This window comes from Burkholderia sp. A9 (assembly GCF_000801975.1).
Map to the genome: position 1 here is coordinate 33,203 of NZ_JSZN01000025.1, position 21,658 is coordinate 54,860.

At 66.8% G+C, this 21,658-nt stretch carries 17 protein-coding genes and 1 pseudogene; 7 read left to right on the top strand and 11 right to left on the bottom strand.

What is annotated here, in order from left to right; genetic code table 11:
• Positions 1-40: 40 nt before the first annotated feature.
• Entirely contained in the window at positions 41-1,093 is a 1,053-nt protein-coding gene (locus PI86_RS11985) for a helix-turn-helix domain-containing protein (RefSeq protein WP_052319437.1), read from the bottom strand.
• 2,157 nt (positions 1,094-3,250) lie between these two features.
• Here PI86_RS11985 and PI86_RS17740 point away from each other — a divergent pair.
• Positions 3,251-3,448, top strand: a pseudogene (locus PI86_RS17740) (DNA topoisomerase IB); the annotation flags it as partial.
• 43 nt (positions 3,449-3,491) lie between these two features.
• Here PI86_RS17740 and pqqE read toward each other — a convergent pair.
• The 6 genes from pqqE to PI86_RS12015 form a co-directional block, all read right to left on the bottom strand.
• Positions 3,492-4,610: a pyrroloquinoline quinone biosynthesis protein PqqE gene (pqqE, locus tag PI86_RS11995; protein WP_039322467.1), complete on the bottom strand. Its 1,119-nt coding sequence runs from the start codon at positions 4,608-4,610 to the stop codon at positions 3,492-3,494.
• A 7-nt stretch (positions 4,611-4,617) separates the two neighbouring features.
• Positions 4,618-4,899, bottom strand: a complete 282-nt coding sequence (pqqD, locus tag PI86_RS12000; protein WP_039322415.1) for a pyrroloquinoline quinone biosynthesis peptide chaperone PqqD — start codon at positions 4,897-4,899, stop codon at positions 4,618-4,620.
• The gene (pqqC, locus tag PI86_RS12005; protein WP_039322418.1) at positions 4,896-5,615 is read right to left on the bottom strand and encodes a pyrroloquinoline-quinone synthase PqqC; all 720 of its coding nucleotides are present in this window, start codon (positions 5,613-5,615) and stop codon (positions 4,896-4,898) included. The genes pqqD and pqqC overlap by 4 nt, the downstream gene beginning before the upstream one ends.
• A gap of 2 nt (positions 5,616-5,617) precedes the next feature.
• Complete coding sequence (gene pqqB / locus PI86_RS12010) at positions 5,618-6,541, bottom strand: pyrroloquinoline quinone biosynthesis protein PqqB (RefSeq protein ID WP_039322470.1); 924 nt, start codon at positions 6,539-6,541, stop codon at positions 5,618-5,620.
• A 64-nt stretch (positions 6,542-6,605) separates the two neighbouring features.
• Positions 6,606-6,680 (bottom strand): pyrroloquinoline quinone precursor peptide PqqA, encoded by a 75-nt coding sequence (pqqA, locus tag PI86_RS16525; RefSeq protein ID WP_006410019.1) that lies wholly within the window; start codon positions 6,678-6,680, stop codon positions 6,606-6,608.
• A gap of 291 nt (positions 6,681-6,971) precedes the next feature.
• Positions 6,972-8,990, bottom strand: coding sequence for a sigma-54-dependent Fis family transcriptional regulator (locus PI86_RS12015; RefSeq protein ID WP_039322421.1), 2,019 nt, complete (start codon positions 8,988-8,990; stop codon positions 6,972-6,974).
• A 344-nt stretch (positions 8,991-9,334) separates the two neighbouring features.
• Here PI86_RS12015 and PI86_RS12020 point away from each other — a divergent pair, with 344 nt between their 5' ends.
• Positions 9,335-10,327 (top strand): alpha/beta fold hydrolase, encoded by a 993-nt coding sequence (locus PI86_RS12020; protein ID WP_039322423.1) that lies wholly within the window; start codon positions 9,335-9,337, stop codon positions 10,325-10,327.
• Here PI86_RS12020 and PI86_RS12025 read toward each other — a convergent pair.
• The 4 genes from PI86_RS12025 to PI86_RS15700 form a co-directional block, all read right to left on the bottom strand.
• Positions 10,312-12,612: a TonB-dependent receptor gene (locus PI86_RS12025; RefSeq protein WP_039322473.1), complete on the bottom strand. Its 2,301-nt coding sequence runs from the start codon at positions 12,610-12,612 to the stop codon at positions 10,312-10,314. The genes PI86_RS12020 and PI86_RS12025 overlap by 16 nt on opposite strands.
• 89 nt (positions 12,613-12,701) lie before the next feature.
• Positions 12,702-13,130: an ExbD/TolR family protein gene (locus PI86_RS12030; protein ID WP_039322427.1), complete on the bottom strand. Its 429-nt coding sequence runs from the start codon at positions 13,128-13,130 to the stop codon at positions 12,702-12,704.
• Positions 13,127-13,846 carry a MotA/TolQ/ExbB proton channel family protein gene (locus PI86_RS12035; protein WP_039322430.1) on the bottom strand — a complete coding sequence of 240 codons (720 nt, stop codon included), beginning with the start codon at positions 13,844-13,846 and terminating at the stop codon, positions 13,127-13,129. The genes PI86_RS12030 and PI86_RS12035 overlap by 4 nt, the downstream gene beginning before the upstream one ends.
• Positions 13,847-13,856: 10 nt before the next feature.
• Positions 13,857-14,732 (bottom strand): energy transducer TonB, encoded by an 876-nt coding sequence (locus tag PI86_RS15700; RefSeq protein WP_235362748.1) that lies wholly within the window; start codon positions 14,730-14,732, stop codon positions 13,857-13,859.
• A 640-nt stretch (positions 14,733-15,372) separates the two neighbouring features.
• Here PI86_RS15700 and PI86_RS12045 point away from each other — a divergent pair.
• The 5 genes from PI86_RS12045 to PI86_RS12065 form a co-directional block, all read left to right on the top strand.
• Positions 15,373-17,100 (top strand): methanol/ethanol family PQQ-dependent dehydrogenase, encoded by a 1,728-nt coding sequence (locus tag PI86_RS12045; RefSeq protein WP_039322433.1) that lies wholly within the window; start codon positions 15,373-15,375, stop codon positions 17,098-17,100.
• Positions 17,101-17,175: 75 nt separating this feature from the next.
• Positions 17,176-18,444 carry a c-type cytochrome gene (locus tag PI86_RS12050; protein WP_039322436.1) on the top strand — a complete coding sequence of 423 codons (1,269 nt, stop codon included), beginning with the start codon at positions 17,176-17,178 and terminating at the stop codon, positions 18,442-18,444.
• Between the two features lie 75 nt (positions 18,445-18,519).
• Positions 18,520-18,837 carry a high-potential iron-sulfur protein gene (locus tag PI86_RS12055; RefSeq protein ID WP_039322439.1) on the top strand — a complete coding sequence of 106 codons (318 nt, stop codon included), beginning with the start codon at positions 18,520-18,522 and terminating at the stop codon, positions 18,835-18,837.
• 16 nt (positions 18,838-18,853) lie between these two features.
• Positions 18,854-20,713: a sigma-70 family RNA polymerase sigma factor gene (locus PI86_RS12060; RefSeq protein ID WP_039322479.1), complete on the top strand. Its 1,860-nt coding sequence runs from the start codon at positions 18,854-18,856 to the stop codon at positions 20,711-20,713.
• Between the two features lie 250 nt (positions 20,714-20,963).
• On the top strand, positions 20,964-21,658 hold a 695-nt coding region (locus tag PI86_RS12065; protein WP_039322442.1), incomplete at its 3' end, for an AMP-binding protein.

Below are 21,658 nucleotides of genomic sequence, written 5' to 3' on the forward strand. Positions count from 1 at the left end.
AATCGGCAGCACAACGCCGGGCATCATGCCGGCGGACATTTCATCGAGACGTCGTACCGTTCTGCCAATCCGAGCCGTCCACCGGCGCGAACATTTTGTCGCGAGCGGCCGCTCGATACTCCGTCGGCGACATCGACAGATGCTGGCGAAAAAGCTTTGCCAGTCGGTCCCCGCTACCAAGTCCGACGCGCCGCGCGACCTTGTCCGCTGGCAAATCCGTCTCGACCAGCATGGAGCACGCCTTTTCGAGCCGCACCCGCAGCACGAACTCGGTTGGCGTCACGCCAATTTCGTTCCTGAAGCGCCGCAGGAAATTCCGCTCGCTCATCGCGGCAGCCTGAGCTGCATTTGCGATCGAGATGCGATTCGCGCTATTGACCCTGAGTTGATGGGCGGCCGCGCGAATCAGTTCGCTGGCTCGTGCCTCCTGCACCCCAAACAGGACACTCGCGAATTTTCTGTTCGCCCCGGGCATCATGCATGCGACGATCTCTTGCGCGATTTCGTAGCCCGCATCGCGCACGACAATCGACAACGCGGCGGCGAACATGCCTTCGTCGTCATCGCCAGATGGCTCCGAATCGCCGGTACTACAGGCAGCGAGCGTCGCTTGCATTGCGTGTGGCACGGCCTCCGGACCTTTCTGGTTCAGGCGAATCCCCGTCAGCATTTCGGCGCCGCCGCTATTGCCCTTGACCACGCGCGCACGCTGATGGACATGCTGCAGCCAGCCGATGAACTGATCGTCGAGGCCGCTTGCCCGACCCTGGCCGCCGAGCACGAACATAGCCTGCACACTGCTCGCATCGAGCGGACGAGGCGCGTCCGTCCAGATCTGTACGCCCGACGACGAACGAACAGCGCCACCATGACTGGAGTAAAGCCGTAATTCGTAACGGTCAGCAAACGCGGTGTTGACACGCTCGAGTTGATTCGCAAGTTCAAATACGGCGGCCAGCCTGCCCATCTGCATAATGGAAAATCCGTCGAGCAGCAGGATGATTACACTATCCCGCCGCCGACCGATGCTTCTTCCCCGATCACCACTCACTCTCAACCCCGTTATCGTTACATTCGGCACTGTTTGCATCATCTCGGCCCTTAACAGTTTTTTACATTTTCTGCAGCGCATCATATGCGGCTAAATCTGTGGCCGTACCGTCAGTGTCCGATCTCGCCTCACTGTTGACGGAATCCATCAAGGCAGCGATGTGGTACTAATTATTTGTTGATAATCAAAAAAGGGGGAGGAGCGCGGCGACACAAGGTCAACCGAACTTGATCTGGATCAATTGCTGAAAATATTTTGCAATATAGGGCGGAAGGCGCCGATCAATCAATATATGCGTGCCTGCCACCCGAACAAGAACGTGTATTCCATTCTTCACAAAACCGACTGGATTCAAGTACAGCCAGGAATGGCAGCGTTCGTCGCGCCGGGAGACCCCGATAATCATATTGAGGGTCCGGACAACAGACGCACACTGGAGTGTGCTCGGCCGAATAATCGCCTGCAAGCCGCATCATATATGCACGGCATAGAAGATCACTAGATGGAACGCAGTTTAACGTTTGCGTGAATTAGCTGTAATTCCTATGCATGATTTACGATAATGTTTCCATTGACCGACCATTTGGTCAGATCGATTGACACAGGCACCGAATCGTAACATACCGTAACATCGAAATCGACGTTTTTTGGCACATTTGAATAAACCACACCTCAATTGTGGTATTAGCAGCGCCCTCGACCATACGAAGCGCATTGCCATCCTGAAACGGGACCGCGTCCCGCTCGCGAGATGCTTGTGCGCGACATACCCTGTTCGCCTACGGGCCTGCATGCACCCATCACGCGGTCGATGATGAAGCCGCGGTGCCCGGAACGGCGTGCGGCCTCGCGTACGACGACACATGAATCGAACATCTCGGCCGCGGTCAAAGCTGATGTCTCGCGCACCGGATAAGAACACGCAGGATCAGCCAGGTACAAGTTCCGTTGAGGCGACCGCCTCATTCAATAAGTAAAACGAACTATCTCTGGGATCAGCTGCACGGCGTGTACATTGATGCGCGATACATCGCGCAGCTCATCGAATGACCGCACTCGATGAATCGAATCCCGGTAACGCGATCTCAACCGCAATGATCGTTCGTGTCGCAAGCCATCGCTGAACGTGATTGGAGCATGCGACTAAATCATTCCCGATCAACTTGTGCGCCGATCAGCGATTATCTGTTCGGCATATTTTCTTATTTTCGACCGATTGAGCATTCATTCTTCGACATCCGCATCCGATTTGTTTAAGACATAAAACTCAGATTAAAAATTCACCTCCTTATAGACAACATCATCGCAACAAACGGCAACCAATTCGGCCGACACTATGCCACTAATCGATCGATGAGACACCATCATCGCAAGCCGATGCCGACCTTCGAATCGGCTACACATCCCTTACACAATGCTTTTTTATCAACACCACTCCGCCCCGTCGAAAAATTTCTCCAACCTCGCAAGCATGCCTCCACAAGAGCCAATGCACGAAACGGGCAACACGCCCGTGTAGCAAACCCGAACCGACTGTGCGCTGGGTCAATCCCAATACGTCAGCAATCAACTTCAACACCTCACATCAAATGTAAGAAGTCCGATTCAATCAATCCACCGATGGACTACTCCCACATACGCCCGCTTCCTTTCATTTATAAAACAATAGACGGTCACCCTCTCAATTCACTCAATTTCATTCAAAAACACCACCAATACTATTCGACCTGAAAAATCAAACAACATCGTTTACCACCTTTAAGAAAATTCGAACTTATAGCTTTGCGCAAAGATGTCCGATGCGATCTACTTCGGTTCATTTGAATTCAGAGATGCTTACAAAAGTAGAACCGACGAATCACACAATTCTTTCGATCCTGACGATTGCGTCGGTCGCGACGGCCGGCTCGGTCCATGCACGGACGAGCGTGACACAGTTCGGCACGATCGCTACGCCGCGCGCGCACGTGAATAACACCGATGGCGGCAAGAATCTTTGGGCGCTCGGCAATACCAGAGCCAGCAATCTGTCGGCAGCCGTTGGGGGCTCAAAGGCGTGGAAAATCCTGGCCATTGCCCGGCCGCGATCTTCCAATTGGAAAACGGCTTCAAGCCGAGGCACGCGCGTTCGTGCAGGCAATGCGGGAGCGTCTGGACGCGCTGGATCTGCAGGCGATCGAGCGACTCGCCGAGGCGCTGATGCGGACCGTCACCGACATCTTGCGCAACACGCCGGCCGTGTGCGAGCGCTGCTACAGCGATCCGGTGGTGCTCCAAACGTTCGAGGCCGGGATGCTCGCAACGCTCGCGGTCGCGCGCAAGCCGAGCGGGCTGCGCCCGGATGAAGCTGCGTTCGTGGCGTTGCTCGAGCAGGCCGCACGCCACCTGGCAAATCGGCCCGGAAAGCGACGCGAGTCGTCCGATGCCGCTATACGAAACGTCAGCGCGTCATCGAATTGGCCACGCTGCGAAACACCAACGGCTGCTCATCCTCCCGCCCTGCCCGTCGCGCGAACTGCACGGCCTGTTCGACCCGGCCGTGATGCGCGGACTTCGCGCAGACCGGATCGGCCTCCGCGGGATCGCCGGCCAGCAGGTACGCCTGACACCGGCAGCCGCCATGATCCTCATGCCGCTCGTCGCACGTGCGGCATGGTTCGCGCATCCAGCCATCGCCGCGAAACGCGTTGAACGCATCGCTGTAGTACCAGATGTCCTTCAGCGAACGGTCGCGCACGTTCGGCAGCACGAGGCCGGGCAGCGAGCGCGCGGCATGGCACGGCAGCGCGGTGCCGTCCGGTGCGACGCCGAGGAACACCGAGCCCCAGCCGTTCATGCAGGCCTTCGGACGCTGCTCGAAGTAGTCCGGCACGACGAACAGGATCTTGCACCGCTCGCCGACGAGCTTCCGGTAGCGGTTGACCGTTTCCTCGGCTTCGCGCAGCTGTTCGGCGGTCGGCATCAGTTGGTCGCGATTCAGCATCGCCCATCCGTAGTACTGCGTATTGGCGAGCTCGAGAAAGTCCGCGCCGAGATCAAGCGCCATCTCGATGATCTGGCCGACATGCGGCAGGTTGTAGCGATGCAGCACGCAGTTCAGCACCATCGGATAGCCGTGCGACTTGATCAGCCGCCCGACGCCGCGCTTGAGATCGAAGGTGCGCGTGCTGGTCAGGAAGTCGTTCAGCTCGCGCGTCGAATCCTGCAACGACAGTTGGATATGGTCGAGCCCGGCCGCCTTGAGCCGGTCGATGCGCGCGGCATTCAACCCCACGCCCGACGTGATCAGGTTCGTATAGAAGCCCAGCGACCGTGCATGCTGGACCAGCACTTCCAGATCGCCGCGCTGCAGCGGCTCGCCACCGGAAAAACCGATCTGCGCCGCGCCGAGCGCGCGCGCGTCGCTGATCACCGTGCGCCACGCGTCGGTATCGAGCTCGGCGCCGTGCGTCGCGAAGTCGACCGGGTTGTAGCAGAACGCGCAATGCAGCGGACAGCGGTACGTGAGCTCGGCCAGCAGCCACAGCGGCGCGGACGGACGGGGCGGAACGGGTGTCATGTCCATGTCAGTCGAGCCAGCCGCGCAGTCGCGCATGATCGAGGAAGCGGTAGACGTCCGACGCGAGGTCCGACGTGCTGAACAGCCGCTCGAGTTCGTCGATGATGTCGTCGAGCTCGCGTGTGCCGTCGCAGCGCGCGAGGATCTCGCCCGCACTCGGGTTGAGCCGGACCATGCCTTCCGGATACAGGAGCACGTAGGCATCCTGGGCCGCCTCCCACTGCAGGCGGTACATGCCCCTCAGCGAGGGGCGCAGCGGCACGCCGCTGATGGCGTCGGTGGAGTTCATGCTGGATAGGCCTTTTCAATCGCATCGAGAATCGACCACAGCACATCCAGCTTGAACGACAGGATGTCGAGCGCGCGCCGTTGCGCGTCCGGGGTCGTGAAATGGCTCAGTGTCACGGCCAGCCCGTGCTCGACATCGCGCTGCGCGAGCGGCACGCGGCTGCGGAAATACTGCAGCCCGTCCGCCTCGATCCACGGATAGTGGGACGGCCAGCCCGCGAGCCGGTCGAGATGGATCTGCGGCGCGAACATCTCGGTCAGCGACGAGCACACGGCTTCCTGCCACGGCGCACGCCGCGCGAAATTGACGTACGCGTCGACGGCGAAGCGCACGCCCGGCAGCACGTGTTCGAGCGACCACAGCTCCGCGCGATCGATGCCGACCGCCTCGCCGAGCCGCGCCCAGGCCTCGATCCCGCCTTCCTGGCCGCCATGACCGTCGTGGTCGAGAATTCGTTCGATCCACAGCCGGCGCGTGTCGCGGTCCGGGCAATTGGACAGGATCGCCGCGTCCTTCAGCGGAATGCTGACCTGGTAGTAGAAGCGGTTCGCGACCCAGCCGCGGATCTGGGCCGGCGAGCACGCGCCGGCGTTCAGGCGCCGGTTGAACGGATGATGGATGTGGTAGCGCGCTTCGAGCGCGCGCAGGCGCGCCTCGAACTCCTGCGCACTCCAGGGCGTCGCGTGCAGCGCCGCGGCGGAAATCGGTGCGTTCATGGTCAAACCTCGAATTGCATGCCGTCGTGAGCGACCTCGATCCCGTGCTCGCGCAACTGAGCGCGCTGCGCGGAACCGGGGTCGAGAATCGGATTCGTGTTGTTGATGTGCGTGAGGACCTTGCGCGTGCGCGCCGGCAACAGTTGAAGCCGGTCGATCATGCCCGGCCGCGCCGCGTCGCCGCACTGCGCGAGATGCCCCATGTCGGCCGCGTGCTTCGACGACAGGCCGAGGTCGATCATCTCCGTGCCGGTCCAGAACGTGCCGTCCACCAGCACGAGATCGGCGTCGCGCATCGCGGCGCGCACGCCGTCGTCGACGTCGGCGAGCCCCGGTGCGTAGAACGCCTGCCGGCCGGTCGCCGAATCTTCGATCAGGAGTGCGATATTGTCGCCCGGCACGCTCGCCGTCCGACGCGGCGAATAAGGCGGCGGCTTGCTGTCGACCGCTACGGCGGTGAAGCGAAGGCCGCCGGCGCCCGGTATCGCGAACGGTTCGCCCGGCGCGACCGGGTGAACGTCGACACCGCAGTAGTGGCCGAGCAGCGGCACGAGCGGCAGCCCGGTCGACAGGTCGTCGAGCACCGGTGCGCTCGCGTACAGCGGCAGCGGCGACGTGCGCTCGCGCAGCATCAGCAGGCCCGTCACGTGATCGATCTGCGCGTCGCACAGCACGACGGCGACGATCGCGCTGTCGCGGATCGCGCGGGACGGCTGCAGGTCGGGGGCGGCGCGCAGTTGCGCGAGAATGTCCGGCGACGCATTCACCAGCACCCAGTCGATGCCGTCGCCGCTGACCGCGATCGACGATTGCGTGCGCGGCGCGATGCCGTCGGTGCCGGCCCGCGCGCGACGGCAGTTGCCGCAGTTGCAGTTCCATTGCGGCAATCCGCCGCCGGCGCCCGAGCCGAGTATCTTGATCTTCATCTGCATGTGCTCCCGGTGCCGCCCGCGTCGTGTCCGTCGACGCAGGCGGCACTGCGCGCGTCGATCAGCGGTTGGCGATGTACATCGTGATTTCGAAGCCGAAACGCAGGTCGGTATAGGCCGGGGTGGTCCACTGCATGATGTGTCTCCTTGTGAGTTGGTGAGTCGAAACAACCGCATCGATCGAGCGGCCGATACCAGTTCAGCAAGGAGCGTGCCGGGACGCGACGGGTGTCCTGCAACGGCGTGCGTGGGCGCGCGACGGCCGTCGCGAGGTCACGACAGCGGAATTCTTTCAATTGCCATACGAAAACATTTCATCGACCGTCAGGTGACGGTGCGCGGCATGTTCACGCGGCGTGGCAGGTGTTGAATCCTTGAACACCGGGTGTTGCAACCTGACACACCCGGGTGACAGTCACGGCGGCCGTCAGGGTTCGTCGGACTGGTGCGGGTCCGGCCCGGCGGCCGGCATCTTGCGGTAGATCGTGTTACGCGACACGCCGAGGGCGCGCGCGGCCGCCGACACGTTGCCGCCATGACGCGCGAGCGCGGCCGCGATCGCGGACGCCGCCACGTCCTGCAGCCGCGCGTCGCAGGACGCCGGTGCGGGGGCGAACGCGGCAGCTTCCGCGGCAAGCGGCGCCGGCGCCGCACAACTGCTCTGCGCCGTCGGTGCACCGTCGCGCCGCACATCGTCGAAGAAATCGTCCGGCAAATGCTCGCAGCGGATCTCGCAGTCGTCCTCGACCATCGCGGCCGCGGTGCGCAGCAGGTTCGCGAGCTGCCGGAAGTTGCCCGGCCACGCGCAGCGCTCGAACAGCGCCATCACGTCGGGCGCGACGCTCAACGGCCGGCGGCCGGGGCCCGACAGCGTCTCCCGCTGCAGCATCTTCTGCACGACCACCGCGAGGTCCGTGCGGTCGCGCAGCGGCGGCAGGCGCACGACGAGACCGTTGAGCCGGTAATACAGATCCTCGCGAAAGCGGTTCTGCGCAATCATGTCGCGCAGGTCACGGTGCGTCGCGCAGATGATAGCGATGTCGACGCCGATCGCCTTCGTCGAGCCGAGCGGGTTGACGATGCGCTCCTGCAGCACGCGCAGCAGCCGCACCTGCAGCGGATACGGCATGTCGCCGATTTCGTCGAGAAACAGCGTGCCGCCGTTGGCCTGCAGCAGCTTGCCGGTCGCGCCCTTGCGCCGGGCGCCGGTAAACGCGCCCTCCTCGTAGCCGAACAGCTCGGATTCGATCAGCGTCTCCGGTATCGACGCGCAGTTGACCGCGACGAACGGGCCGTCGCGGCGCGGCGAGTCGTTGTGGATCGCCTGCGCGAGCAGCTCCTTGCCGGTCCCGGTCTCGCCGGTGATCAGCACCGGAATGTCCTTGCCGATCACCTTGCGGACCTTCGCGATCACCGCCGCCACCTGTGGGTCGCCGGTGTCGAGGTAGCTGAGCCGCGACAGGCTCGCCGCGCCCTGCCCGGCCGGCGGCCGCGCGACCGGCGCGGCGCCGTCGTGCACTTCGGCGGGGCGGCTGCCCTCGGCCCGCGACGCGCGCCGGAACTGGACGCGCGCGCAGACTACCGCGCCGTTGCCGAGATTCAGCGACACGTGCGGCTCGGTGCTCGCGCGCATCCGGTCGATCAGCTGCGCACTCGTCACGTCGAACAGCGACGCGAGCGTATGCGCGCGCAGCGCGGCGAGCGGCATCCCGAGCTGGAACTGCGCGCTGCGGTTGGCCGACAGGAAACGGCCGTCCGCGGTGAACGCGACGATGCCCTCCATCAACGTCCCGAGGAATTCGGGGCGGCCATGGAACGACACCTGCAGCGTCTCCTGGAAAGTCGTCGTGAACAGGTGGTTCTCGATCATCTGCACCGACATCTTCGCGAGCGCCATCGTGTGCTGGTGATAGCTGCGGTGGTCGCCCGTCACGTCGAGCACGCCGATCGCGTCGCCGTACGGATCGAGAATCGGCACGCTCGAGCAGGTCAGGAAATGATTCGCGGCCAGGAAATGCTGGTCGCCGTGCACGACCATCGGGCACAGCTCCGCGAGCGCAGTGCCGATCGCGTTGGTGCCCTGCCGGCTCTCCGCCCAGTTCGCGCCCGGGCGCAGCGCGACCCGTTCCGCACGCCGCAGGAAGTCGTCGTCGCCGATCGAATGCAGGATCAGCCCTTCCGCATCGGTCAGCACGATCATGCTCTGCGTATTGACGATCTGTTCGTGCAGCGTCTCCATCACGGGCATCGCATGCACGCACAGCACGCGGTTCTGCTCGCGCTTGAGCGCCAGCGCGGTGCCGGACAGCAGGTCGTAGTCGGGACGTGCCGACGCCTGCAGGCCGAACGTCTCGGACCGCTCATGGGACTTCTGGATCGTCGGCGCCGGCCAGCCGGGCGCATGCGTAGCCCGTGCGTTGGCCGTCGGATGAACGTCATCGCGCATTGTCTCCTCCGGGGATCCCTCCGGTCAGTTGCCGGACTCTATGTCACAGATGCAAGCAAACATCGGGCCACGAAAGGGCCCATGCGCGAACCGGGTGCGGCGGGTCGCCGCTTCTCGCAGATAGAAAGGCAAATGCAAGCAACAGGACCCCACGTATTTCGCGCGGGGTAATGCGGGAGGCTCGACGCACGCGCCGACGAAAATCGGTCCTGCGCCGCCACCCGGGCGAATCCCGATCTTTCATCACTGGCGCGATTCTGGCTTCATCATGTCGGAAGGCGGCCGCCTCACACCACGCGGTCGTTCCCGGACGCGCGCCGCCGTTCCCTCTACTCGCTGCCGACATGACGCAACCCTCAGACCGATTCCGCATCTCCACCGCTCGGCCCGCGCGCCGCGGCCTGTCCCGCGACGGGTGCACGATCGCGTGGAGCGAAGCCGGCAATCCGCTCGGTGATCCGGTCGTCGTGCTGCACGGCGGCCCCGGCAGCGGCAGCCGGCCCGCGGTGCTGCGCCTGTTCGACCTGACGCGCATGCGCGTCGTGCTGGTCGACCAGCGCGGCGCGGGCGCGTCGACGCCGCGCGGCGGCCTGCGTCACAACAACACGATGCGGCTGATCGGCGACCTCGACGCGCTGCGCGTGCAGCTCGGGATCGAGCGCTGGGGCGTCGTCGGCGGATCGTGGGGCGCGGCCCTCGCACTGGCCTACGCGGGACAGCATCCGTCACGCGTTACCGGTGTCGTGCTGCGCGGCCTGTTTCTCACGTCGTCGCGCGAAGTGCGCGGCCTGTTCATCGGCGCGCGCGCGCAGGCGCCACGGGAATGGCAGCGCCTGACGGCCGCCGCCGGCACCCCACGCGCCGATCGGCTGATCGCATGCTGCGCGCGGCGTCTGCAACCGGGCGCCGGCGCCGCACGGCAACGCGCGATCGCGCTCGCGTGGAGCGCGTATGAAGACGCGATCCTGACGGGCCGGCCGGCCCGCACGACGCGCCCGACGCAGCGAACCGTCGACCGGTTGATCGACAAATACCGGATCCAGGCCCATTACCTGCAACACCGGTGCTGGCTCGGCGAGCGCCGCCTGCTCGCGCTGGCGCGACAGGCCGCGCAAGCCGGCGCGCCGTTGCATGCCGTGCACGGCACGCGTGATCGCGTGTGCCCGGTCGACAACGTCGATCGTCTCGCGCGTGCGGTGCCGGCCGCCGTCGTCGAGCGCGTGCCGGCCGGGCATCTCGCGAGCGACGATGCGCTGGCGCGCGGCGTCGCTCATGCGGTGCGCGAGATGCTGAGCGTCGCGACAGACGCGACGCCGCACGCTCAATCCCACGCATAGCGCGCGCCGACCCACGCGCCGCGCGGCGCGCCCGGCCCGACGAACTGCTCGTTGACCGGATTGAGTCCGTCGAAGGAATGATTCGGGCCATTGAAGAAGCTCTGGCCGAGCATCCCGAAGCTCGCGTAGCGCTTGTCGAGCAGGTTGGTGACCGTCGCGAACAGCTGCAGGTGCTTCGTGACTTGCCAGGTCGTGTCGAGGTCGATCAGGAAATAGCCGGGCACCTTGCCGTTCGCGTCCTGGTTGTTCTCGTCGCCGCGCGCGAACACGCCGCTGCGATATGTGAGGTTGGTGCCGATGTTCCACTTCGGCGTCGCCGCATAGTCGAGCCGCAGCTTCACGGTGCTGGACGGAATCCCCGGGATGCGGTCGCCCGAGCGGACGACGATGTTGCCGTGCGCATCGGCGCTCGAATTGCTCGCGCTGCTTTCGGTCCATGTCGACCGGTAGCTGGCGTCGACGTAGCTGTAGCTGACGCCGATGCCGACCGGCCCGAGCCGCGTGTGTCCGGCGAGTTCGAAGCCTTGCCGGCGCGTCTTGCCGACGTTCTGGAAATAACCGAGCGTGCTCGCGCCGCCGTTGCTGCTGATGAACTGGATGTCGTCGTCGAGCGTCGTGTCGTAGACCGCCGCGCTCCACGTCGTCGCCTGGCCGACCCGGCCGCGCGCGCCTAGTTCGATCGTCTTCGCAATCACCGGCTTAAGCGCGGGGTCGGCGAGAAAGTCGTTCGGCAACGAGCACGGCGCGGCCGGATCGGCGCACGCGAGCTCGATCGCGGTCGGCGAGCGCATCCCTTCGTTGTAGGTCGCATACGCGGTGAAGCCCGGGACCGGATTCCACGTGACGCCGACGGCCGGGTTGAACCGCGAGAACGTATGACGCGCGGTCAGCAGCGGCTGCAGGCCGCTCACGTCCTCGATGGCCGCCCGCGACCAGTTGTAGCGTCCGGCCAGCGTCAGCGACCATTGTCGCGTGAGCGCCAGCGTATCGTCGAAGTAGACCCCGTAGTTCGCGTTGCGCGTCTTCGCACGCGTCGTCTGCGTGAAGTCGCCGATGCCGACCGTCGCGCGCGTGTCCGTGAACGCGGCATCCTGCGACGACTGTTCGAAACCCGAGTTCGCGAGGTCGGCGGACGCGCCGACGACGAACTGGTTGTCCATCCCGGCCAGCTTGCCGAGCAGCGTCAGTTGCAGGTTCGCGCCGTAGCTGTCGGTCGTGATCACCGAGCGGTTGTTGGTTGCCTGCACGGTGTCGATGGCGCCGCTGTCGTCCACGCTGCCGAATTCGTTGTTCACGTTGCTGCTGATATTGGTGTTGCGGTAGTGCCGGTAATAGACGTTGCCGCTGAGCTGCACGTGGTCGTTGAACGAATGGTCGCCCGACACGGTGACGTATGCGGCACTGTTGCGATTCAGGTCGGGATACGTATAGGCTTGCGCGCGATTGTCGAGAAACGAACGCGGAATGGTCTGCGAGCCCTGCAGCGAGTTGTCCGCACCGCCGGCCGAGACCGACAGCGTGGTATCGGCATCCGTGTAGCGCAGCTTGCCGAACCCCTGCCGCACGCGGCTCGCGTTGTGGTCGGCCCAGCCGTTGTCGTTCGTGACGTTGCCGGTCACGTAGTAGTCGAGGTTGCTGCCGATGCGCCCGCCCTGCTCGATCTGCGCGGTCTTGCGCCCCCACGAACCGGCCGACACCTGCGCGGCGCCGCCGGGGCTCGTCTTGCCGTTCTTCGTCGTGATCGCGAGCGCGCCGCCGAGCGTATTGAGTCCGTAGGTCGGGTTCGAGCCCGGGATCAGCTGCATCGTGTCGATCGCCGCTTGCGGAATGAGATCCCAGTTCACGACATCGCCGAACGGTTCGTTCACACGCACGCCGTCGACGAATACCGACAGGCCCTGCGGCGTGCCGACGACCGGCGACGCCGTGAAGCCGCGGTAGTTCACGTCGGTCTGGTACGGGTTGCCCTGGGCTTCGCTGATGTCGACGCTCGATACGTTCTTCTCGAAGTAGTCGGTCAATACGCTGCCGTGCTGATGCGCGACGTCCTCGCCACGCATCGTCTGGACGTTGGCCGGCACGCGCGACAGCGGCGTGCCGATGCCGAGCAGCGGCGTCGTGCCGACGACGACGACCGGCGCGAGCGTCGGCGCATCGACGGTCGCGGCCGGCGCGACCTGCGCCGACGCAGGCGCAAGCCAGCCGCCGACCATCCCGCCGAAGCACAGCGTGACGCCTGCGCGGCGGGCGACGCGGCGACGCTTCGCCACATCGGGTTCCTTCATCTCCATGTCTCCTCTTTCCTTTTCTTTATGTATTCGTGTCGTTGTCCGCCACGATGCATCGACCTCGATCGCCGCTTCGGCCGGCCGGTTTATCGTGCCGCGCCGGCTTCCCCGTCCGCCGTCGCGATCGCGACATGCGCGACGTGCGCGCGCCCGATCGACGCGATGACGGCAGCGACGGCGCCGAACGATTCGTTGCGGTCGGCGTGCAGGCTGACACTCGTCCGCGGGTCGTGCGCGACGCGTTGCGCCAGCACGGATTCGACCTCGGCCGAGGCGGTCGGCCGGCCATCGATGTAGATCGCACCGTGCGCGTCGACAGTCACGGTGACGACCGCGGCACGCGGGTCACGCGCCGCCGCGGCCGCCTTCGGCAGGTCGACGCGGATCGCATGCGTCATCAGCGGCGCGGCGACCATGAAAATCACCAGCAACACGAGGACGACGTCGACGAGTGGCGTCACGTTGATCTCGCCGAGCGGTTCGCCCGCCTCGGCTTCGCGGTAATCGGACTTCATACGGCCGCCCGGCGCGCGCCGCCCGCGTTTCCGGCTTCCGGTATCGCGGCATGCACCGGCGCGTCGGCCCGGAACTGACGCCGTTCGGCAAGCGCGATCAGGTCCTGCCCGAACTCGTCGAGCCCGGCCGTCACGGCCCTGAGCCGGTGCAGGAACAGGTTGTACGCAACGACTGCCGGAATCGCGACGCCGATACCGACCCCGGTCGCGACCAGCGCCTGGCCGATCGGCCCCGCGATCGCGTCGATGCCGTTCGTGGCCGACGCCGCCATCGATTGCAACGTGTGGACGATGCCGAATACGGTGCCGAACAGCCCGACGAACGGCGCGACGTTCGCGATCGACGCGAGCACGGTGAGCCCGCGCTCGAGCGGCCGCTGCTCGCGCCGGATCTCGCGCGCGAGCGTGCGTTCGAGCATGTCGCGGCGATCCCACGCGACGAGCGTGGCCGGTGCATCCGGTTCGGCCGCTTCAAGATCGCGCAATGCCATGCACATGGCGCGCTGCACGCGCGCGTTCGGGCTCGCGGCCGTATCGTCGTCGGCCGGTATCGCCAATGCCGTGCGATCGCTTCGGCCAGTGGCGAAGCGGCGGTTGCCGATCGCGACGCGCACGTACAGCAGCGCCTTCGCGACGATCAGCGTCCAGGTGAGCGCCGACAGCACCGCGAGGAGCGCGAACGCGCCAACGACCGCGTAGTGGATGTAATCAGACATGACGGATTCCTTAGTTTCCGAGTTTGAACACGACCGGCACCCTGACCCAGCCGTCGATCGATTCCGCGCCGCGCTTCGCCGGTACGAAGCGCCAGTCCCTGACCGCCGCGACGGCCGCGTCGTCGAGCGCATCGTGTCCGCTGCTTGCCGACAGCAGGACCTGGTCGGGCAGGCCGCTCGCGAGCACGTGCACGTTCAGGAACGTGGTGCCTTCCCAGCCGCGTCGCTGCGCGACGTCCGGGTAATCGGGTGCGGGGTTGTGCAGATAGGCAGCCGCGAAGCGCGGCGCGGTTATGGGTGCGGATTCGGCCGCGGGCGGTGCGGCGGGGGCCGTGCGTACGGGCGCCACCGCGCTTTCCGCCGAAGCGTGTGCAGCGGCCGGCGGTGCCGGTGCCGGCAAGGCGCGCGGGCCCACATTGTCCGGCCGGTCGACTGCGGCAGCGGCGGTGGTGACGGGCGAGCGCGCAGGCTTTGCATGGTCGACCTGCCGAGGCGCCGGCAGGTTCGCTGGATTCTCCCGGTGCGCAACCGCATCGCGGCTCGCATACGCGTGCGCCGGCGGGACCGACGGCGCGACCTCCGCGCGACGCGGCACGCCCGGCGCGGCAACACGCGCGGATGCGCTCGCGTCCACCTCGACGTCGAGCGCACGGGGCAGCATCGGTCGCAGATCGGGCACGAATGCATGCCAGAGCGCGACCATGATGGCCGCATGCGCGGCGAATACGATCAGCGCGACGGCGTGCAGCGGTTCGCGTGTGCGCGCTGCCTGCGGCGTCTCGATCGTCTCCAGATACGGGCCGGCAGGCGCGACGCCATACGCGAGCGCGGCCACGCGGCGGCGAGCGGACCTGCGAGTAGCCTCAGACGAAATCGGGACATGCATGGCGGTCTCTCGCTGCGCGGAATCGTTCCCGTTTCGAACCGCAAGAAGCATGCCGATGCGCACATCGCCTGGTCGGCTGCAGGTCGAAGCCGCCACGCGGCCACGCACCTGTTGCAGTTCGTGCCACCCCTGTTGCACCTGTGTCAATCTGGATCAGTGGCACGCTGTTCAAGCCGCCGTGCACGTGATCGTCGCCCGGATCGATCGAGCATCCCGGTGCGCGTCGTCCGCCGCGATGCGTCAGTCGCATCGGATAACAGAATATCGGATTCGTCCGTCGTCGACGATCACCTTTCCGCCGTCGCATCTCGACGCGCTCACGAAGCACACCTGGAAGAGCGTCGCCATTCGTCACGCACCGCGCGCCGTGCGTCGCGCGCGCCGCACCCGCCCGCGCACTGTCATCTTTCGCAACACTCCGCCCGCGGCTGTCCCCGAACGCAACAGGCGCGGACCACCCACGCCGCCGCACCGGCGTCGCCGCAGCGCGCGCAATCGGCCGCTGTGCCTTGCGTGGCGCGGCTCGCACCGCAGTGGCATGCGATTTGCGTAACTGGCTGCGCACTGGACCCGGAACCCCACCCCGCCGGCCCGGCCATGTGTTGGCCGCGGTGCGACCACAATGACTCAGGAGACAACCATGAAAAAACTCTCGGCTTCGACGAGCCGACTGGCAACGATCGGCATCGCGGCAGCAGCAGCCATCGTCTTGAATCCCGGCCTGGTGGACGCCGCCGCGGATTATCCGGCCGTCACGTACCAGCGGCTCACGGACGCGCAACGCGATCCGGGCTGGCTCACCTACTACCGCACCTACAACGGCCAGGCGCATTCGCCGCTCAAGCAGATCGACCCGTCGAACGTCAAGCAGCTCACGCAGGCGTGGAGCTACAAGTTTCCGGCCGAGCTGAAGCAGGGCTTCGAAGCCACGCCGATCGTCAACGGTCGCTACCTGTTCGTGACCACGCCGAAGGACAACGTGTACGCGTTCGATGCGGCCACCGGCGCGCAACTGTGGAAATACGAGCCGAAGCTCGGAGCCGAGTCGTTCAAGACCGCCTGCTGCGACGTCGTGAACCGCGGCGTCGCGCTGTACGGCAAGAACGTCTACGTCGCGATGCTGAGCGGCGAAGTGGCCGCGCTCGACGCACAGACCGGCGCACTGGTATGGAAGAAGCAGATGTTCGAACCGGGGCTCGGCTACGCGTTCTCGCTCGCCCCGCTCGCGCTCGACGGCGCGATCGTCGTCGGCAGCTCGGGCGGCGAATACGGCGCACGCGGCTTCATCGCGGCGCTCAGCCCGAACGACGGCACGCTTCTGTGGAAGCGCTTCACGATCCCCGGCCAGGGCGAGAAGCACGCCGATACCTGGCCCGACGGGATGCAGGCGCACGGCGGTGCACCGGCCTGGCTGACCGGCACCTACGACGCGGCGACGCGCACGCTGTACTGGGGCGTCGGCAACCCGGGGCCGTGGCTCGCGGACCTGCGCCCGGGCGACAACCTCTACTCCGATTCGCTGCTCGCGCTGGACCCGAAGAACGGCGACCTCAAGTGGCACTACCAGTATACGAAGCACGACACCTGGGACTATGACGGCGTCAACACGCCGGTGCTCGCGACCATCAAGTACAAGGGCAAGGAACACGACGCGATCATCCACGCGGACCGCAACGGCTACTTCCACGCGCTCGACCGCGACACCGGCAAGCTGATCTACGCGGAGCCGTTCGTGCGGGCGACGTCCGTCACCGGCTACACGGAAGACGGCGCGCCGATCCAGGATCCCGCGAAGTACCCGAAGGTCGGCACGACGATCGACACGTGCCCGAGCTTCCTCGGTGGCAAGAACTGGTGGTCGGTGTCGTACGACCCCGAGCGCCATCTCGCGGTCGTGCCGTCGCTGCATGCGTGCATGAGCCTGTCGGGCAAGTCGGTCAACTACATGGAAGGGCTGCCGTATCTCGGCGAAGGCTTCGAAATCAAGCCCGAACCGGGCAGCGAAGGCTACGGCGAACTCCAGGCGATCGACGTCAACACCGGCAAGAAGGTGTGGAGCCACTGGAGCAAGCTGCCGTGGAACGGCGGCGTCGCGACGACCGCGAGCGGCCTCGCGTTCAGCGGCTCGCTCGACGGCCACCTGTACGCATTCGACGTGTCGACCGGCAAGGTGCTGTGGGAGAGCCCGAAGCTCGCGAGCGGGATCATCGCGCAGCCGTCGGTATTCGAAGTCGACGGCAAGGAGTACGTCGCCGTGCTCGCCGGCTACGGCGGCGCGAATCCGATCTGGGGCGGCCCGATGGCCAAGGCGGCCGACGACGTGCCGCGCGGCGGCACGCTGTACGTGTTCGCCCTCGACCGCGGCTGATCGTTACCGGCCGTCCGCATTGCGCCCGCGCCGCCGGCGCGGGCGCCCTCTCCGCTTTCCAACCGAGCGTACATCATGAACATTCGACTTTCCCGCCTCGCCGTGGCCTGTGCGCTCGCGGCAGGCACGGCGCTGACCCCGGCGCTGTCCGCCGCCGCGACGCCGGTGCGCGTCTGCTCGCTGCCCGGTACGCCGACGGCCGCGCTCGACAAGGCCGTCGCGCGCGAGGTGTTCCGCACGGCCGGCATCGCCGCGACCTTCGCCGCGCACGACGCCGGCGGCAACGACGACGACGGCGTGTCCGCGCACGAACTCGCCGGCATCCTCGAACACGATTGCGACGTGCTCACCGGCTTTCCGCGCTCGGCCATCGCCGACGCGTCCGACACGAAGCTGCTGTTCTCGCAGGGCTATCTGCGCTCCGGCTACGTGAGCGTCACGCGCCGCGACGCCACCGCGCCGTCGACCGACCGCGAGATCGTCGCGGCCACCTACGCGAGCCCCGCGCAGCTGATCGCGGTCCAGCAGAAGAACGCGCGCTTCGATCTGGAGAACACGTCCGAGCAAACGGTCGCCGCCGTGGCGAGCGGCCGCGCGCACCGCGCGATCGTCTGGTATCCGGCCGTCGTCGCCTACCAGGCCGCGCATCCGAAACAGGCGTTCCGCATCGGTGCGACGTCGTCGCCGTATGCGGACTGGCAACTGACGTTCGCGTTCGCCGCGCGCTCGGCCGCGCTGCAGCAACGCATCGACGCGGCCCTCGCGCGCATGAAGCAGGACGGCCGGCTCGCCGCGCTGACCCGCAAGTGGGCGCTGCCCGGCAGCGCGCTCGAGGCGCACGAGTCGCATGAATCGCGCACGCCGGCGCGCTTCCTCGACGGCGCGACGGCATCCGCCGGCCGCGCGACCGGCGGCATCCTGCGCGCGCGCGGCGTGCCGGCCGGCGGCGGCTTCATCCGCGTCGGCGCGAGCACCGGCGATCCCGCGCCGGCGTTCGACGCCGCGCAGGCCGCGCATGGCAAGGAGATCTACGGCAATGCATGCGCGAAGTGCCACGGCGCCGACCTCGAAGGCGACACGGCGCCCGCATTGAGCGGCCCGTCGTTCGCGCCGCTGTCGCATTCGCACCTGACGATCGGCGGCGTGTTCGGCTACATGGCGACCAACATGCCGGCGGATCAGCCGGGCAAGCTGAAGGACGAAGAATACGCGGACGTGATGGCCTTCCTGCTCGCATCGAACGGCTATGTCGGCGGCAAGACCAAGCTGACGGCCGATACCGCGCGCGCGTCGACCGCGCCGCTCGTCGCCGGTCCCGCCGCACACAAGGACGCCAGCCAGTAACACCGGGCAAGCAGCTTCGCCACACGACGCGGGCCGCACCCTTCCACACGATTTCATCTTCACCAGGAAACGACCGTGACGCACCCGACCTCCCGCAGAACCTTCATCGTCAACACCCTCGGCCTGTGCGCGGCACTCGCCGCCGCGCGCCCGGCATTCGCGGCGCCGCCGCTCGTCGACGAGAACGACGCCGCCGCGAAGACGCTCGGCTATCGCGCCCGTGCCGCGAGCGTCGACGCCGCGAAGTTCCCGAAGTACCAGGCCGGCGACCGCTGCGCGAATTGCCGCTTCTACAAGGGCGACGCATCGGACACCGCCGGCACGTGTCCGATGTTTGGCGGCAAGTCGGTCGCGGCGGACGGCTGGTGCAACGTCTATGCCAAGCGCGCGTGACGCGGCGCGCGACGGGATGCCGGCGCGGCGCGCCGCGGCGCCCGCGGCCGGCAGCGACGACGGCGCGCCGCCGCACGCCGTCGCGCATCTGCACGCACTGATCGCAACCGGCCTGTCGCGCGGCTTCGTCACGCGCGGCGACATCATCGATGCGCTGCCGGACGACGACGCGAACGACAGCGGCATCGATACGGCGGCCGCGGTGCTCGGCGAACTCGGCATCGCGGTGTGCGACGGTGCGGATACGTCAGGCGGCTGGACGCTCGAGCGCTACTTCCGCCCCGCGCCGCCCGCCCGCGCATGGGTCGACGGCGCCGGCGCCCTCGCCGCGGCCGACCTGCTCGCACCGCGCACGACCGATCCGGTCCGGCTGTACCTGCGCGAGATGGGCTCGACGCCGCTCCTCACGCGCGACGAGGAATTCGCGCATGCGCAGCGGATCGAGCGTGGCCGCGCGGCGTCGGTCACGGTGCTGTGCGGCGATCCGGATGCGCTCGACGCGCTGGTGGCGATCCGCACCGAGATCGCGGAATGCCGGGCCGCCGCATCGACCTACGTGATCTTTCTCGACGACGGCGTGCGCGACGATGCGACTACCGCGGACGCAAACACGCACGCGGGGGCCTCACCGGCCGCCACCGGCGAACCCGCGCGCGACGACGACACGCCGCCGGAGGATTCGGCCTGGCGCGACGCAGTGCTGGCGCGGCTGGCCCGCATCGATGCCTTCGCGCATGGCATCCGCGCGGCACTCGCGGCCGGTGGCACCACTTGTTCCGCGTACCGCACGCAAGTCAGCGACGCCGCCGCGCTGCTCGGCACGCTGCGCCTGTCCGCGCGCGCGCTCGAGCGGATGAGCGAGCCGTTGCGCGCCCGCGCACGCCGGCACGGCGCGTTGCGGGGCCGGCTGGAGCGGCTGCTGGCCCAAGCGGGTGCGCCGCCGTCGTTCGCGCGTGTGGCCGACGACGACCATGCCGGCTGGCTCGCGTCGTGCATCGCCGCGCATCCGTGCTGCGAGCCGGTGCTGACACGGCACGCCGCCGCGCTCGTCGATGCGCGCGACGCGCTTGTGCGCGGTGCCGGTGCGCCGGAGCTGCCGCCCGGCGCGACCGCGTCGCTCGATGCACGCCTCGGTGCGATCGAACGCGCGATGCAGCCGGCGCGGACCGGACTCTTCGATGCGAACCTTCGCCTCGTCGTGTCGATCGCGAAGCGCTATCCCGATCGCGGCCTGCCGTTCGCGGACCTGATCCAGGAAGGCAACATCGGCCTGTTGAAAGCGATCGAGCGCTACGACTACCGGCGCGGCTTCCGGTTCTCCACCTATGCGACCTGGTGGATCCGGCAGGCGATCACGCATGCGCTCGCCGACCTCGGACGCACGATCCGCGTGCCGACCCATACGGTCGACGCGCTCAACAAGCTGACGCGGATTGCGCGCGACCATCGGCAGCGCGCGGGCACCGCCGCGACGCCGGCGGAACTCGCCGCGCACATGGGCGAGCCGGTCGAGAAAGTCCGCGACCTGATGGCGATCGTGAAGGAACCGGTGTCGGCCGACGTGCCGGTCTCGCCGGAAGGTGACATGACGTTCGCCGACGTCGCGCCGGACGTGTCGACGCCGTCGCCCGAAGACGCTGCCGGCGCCGCGCAGTTGCGGGACGCGATCGCCTGCGCGATCGACCGGCTGCCGCCGCGCGAGGCGATGGTCCTGAGGCTGCGCTACGGGTTGCACACGGACGAAGGATGCTCGCTGCGCGACATCGGCCGTCAGTTGAACCTGTCCGCCGAACGCGTGCGGCAGATCGAGGCATCGGCGCTCGCCCGCCTGCGCGCGTCCGACGGGCTCGGCATACTGCGTTCGTTCATCGCATAGCACGCGTCCGGTCGGCGTCGCGCACGCCGATCATCGTTCGCCGTGTTGTCACCTGCAACACCCGCTGCTGCATTTCGACGCAACGCACGCCACGGAAACGACGTCGCGCGTTCGATCCGACCATGATTTGCAGTCCATAGCGAACTGCGATCACCGCCCGGCAACGCGTACGCACGCGGTGCCAGCCGGTTACCGGCGCGATTGGCATGCAAGTTGCGTTTCTACCGTCACGCCCCACCCTACGATTCCCATGGAGAACACCTTGACCGCCCTCGTATCGATCCTTCAGGAGCGCCGGATCTTCGAACCGACAGCCGACACGCGAGCGCGCGCGACCATTTCCGGCATGCCGGCCTACCGTGCGCTGGCCGCCGAAGCCGAGCGCGATTACGAAGGCTTCTGGGGGCGTCTCGCACGCGAGGGCCTCAGCTGGCACAAGCCGTTCACGAAGGTGCTCGACGAGAGCGACGCGCCGTTCTACAAGTGGTTCGACGACGGCGAACTGAACGCGTCGTACAACTGCCTCGACCGTCACGTCGAAGCCGGCAACGGCAAGCGCGTCGCGGTGATCTTCGAGGCCGACGACGGCACCGTCACCCGCGTCACCTATGCCGATCTCCTCGCGCGCGTATCGCGTTTCGCGAACGCGCTGAAGAAGCGCGGGATCGGCAAGGGCGATCGCGTCGTCATCTATATTCCGATGTCGATCGAAGGCATCGTCGCGATGCAGGCTTGTGCACGCATCGGCGCGACGCACTCGGTCGTGTTCGGCGGCTTCTCCGCGAAATCGCTGAACGAGCGGCTCGTCGACGTCGGCGCGGTCGCGCTGATCACGGCCGACGAGCAGGCGCGCGGCGGCAAGACGCTGCCGCTCAAGAGCATCGCCGACGAAGCGATCGCGATGGGCGGCTGCGAAGCGGTGAAAAGCGTGATCGTCTATCGCCG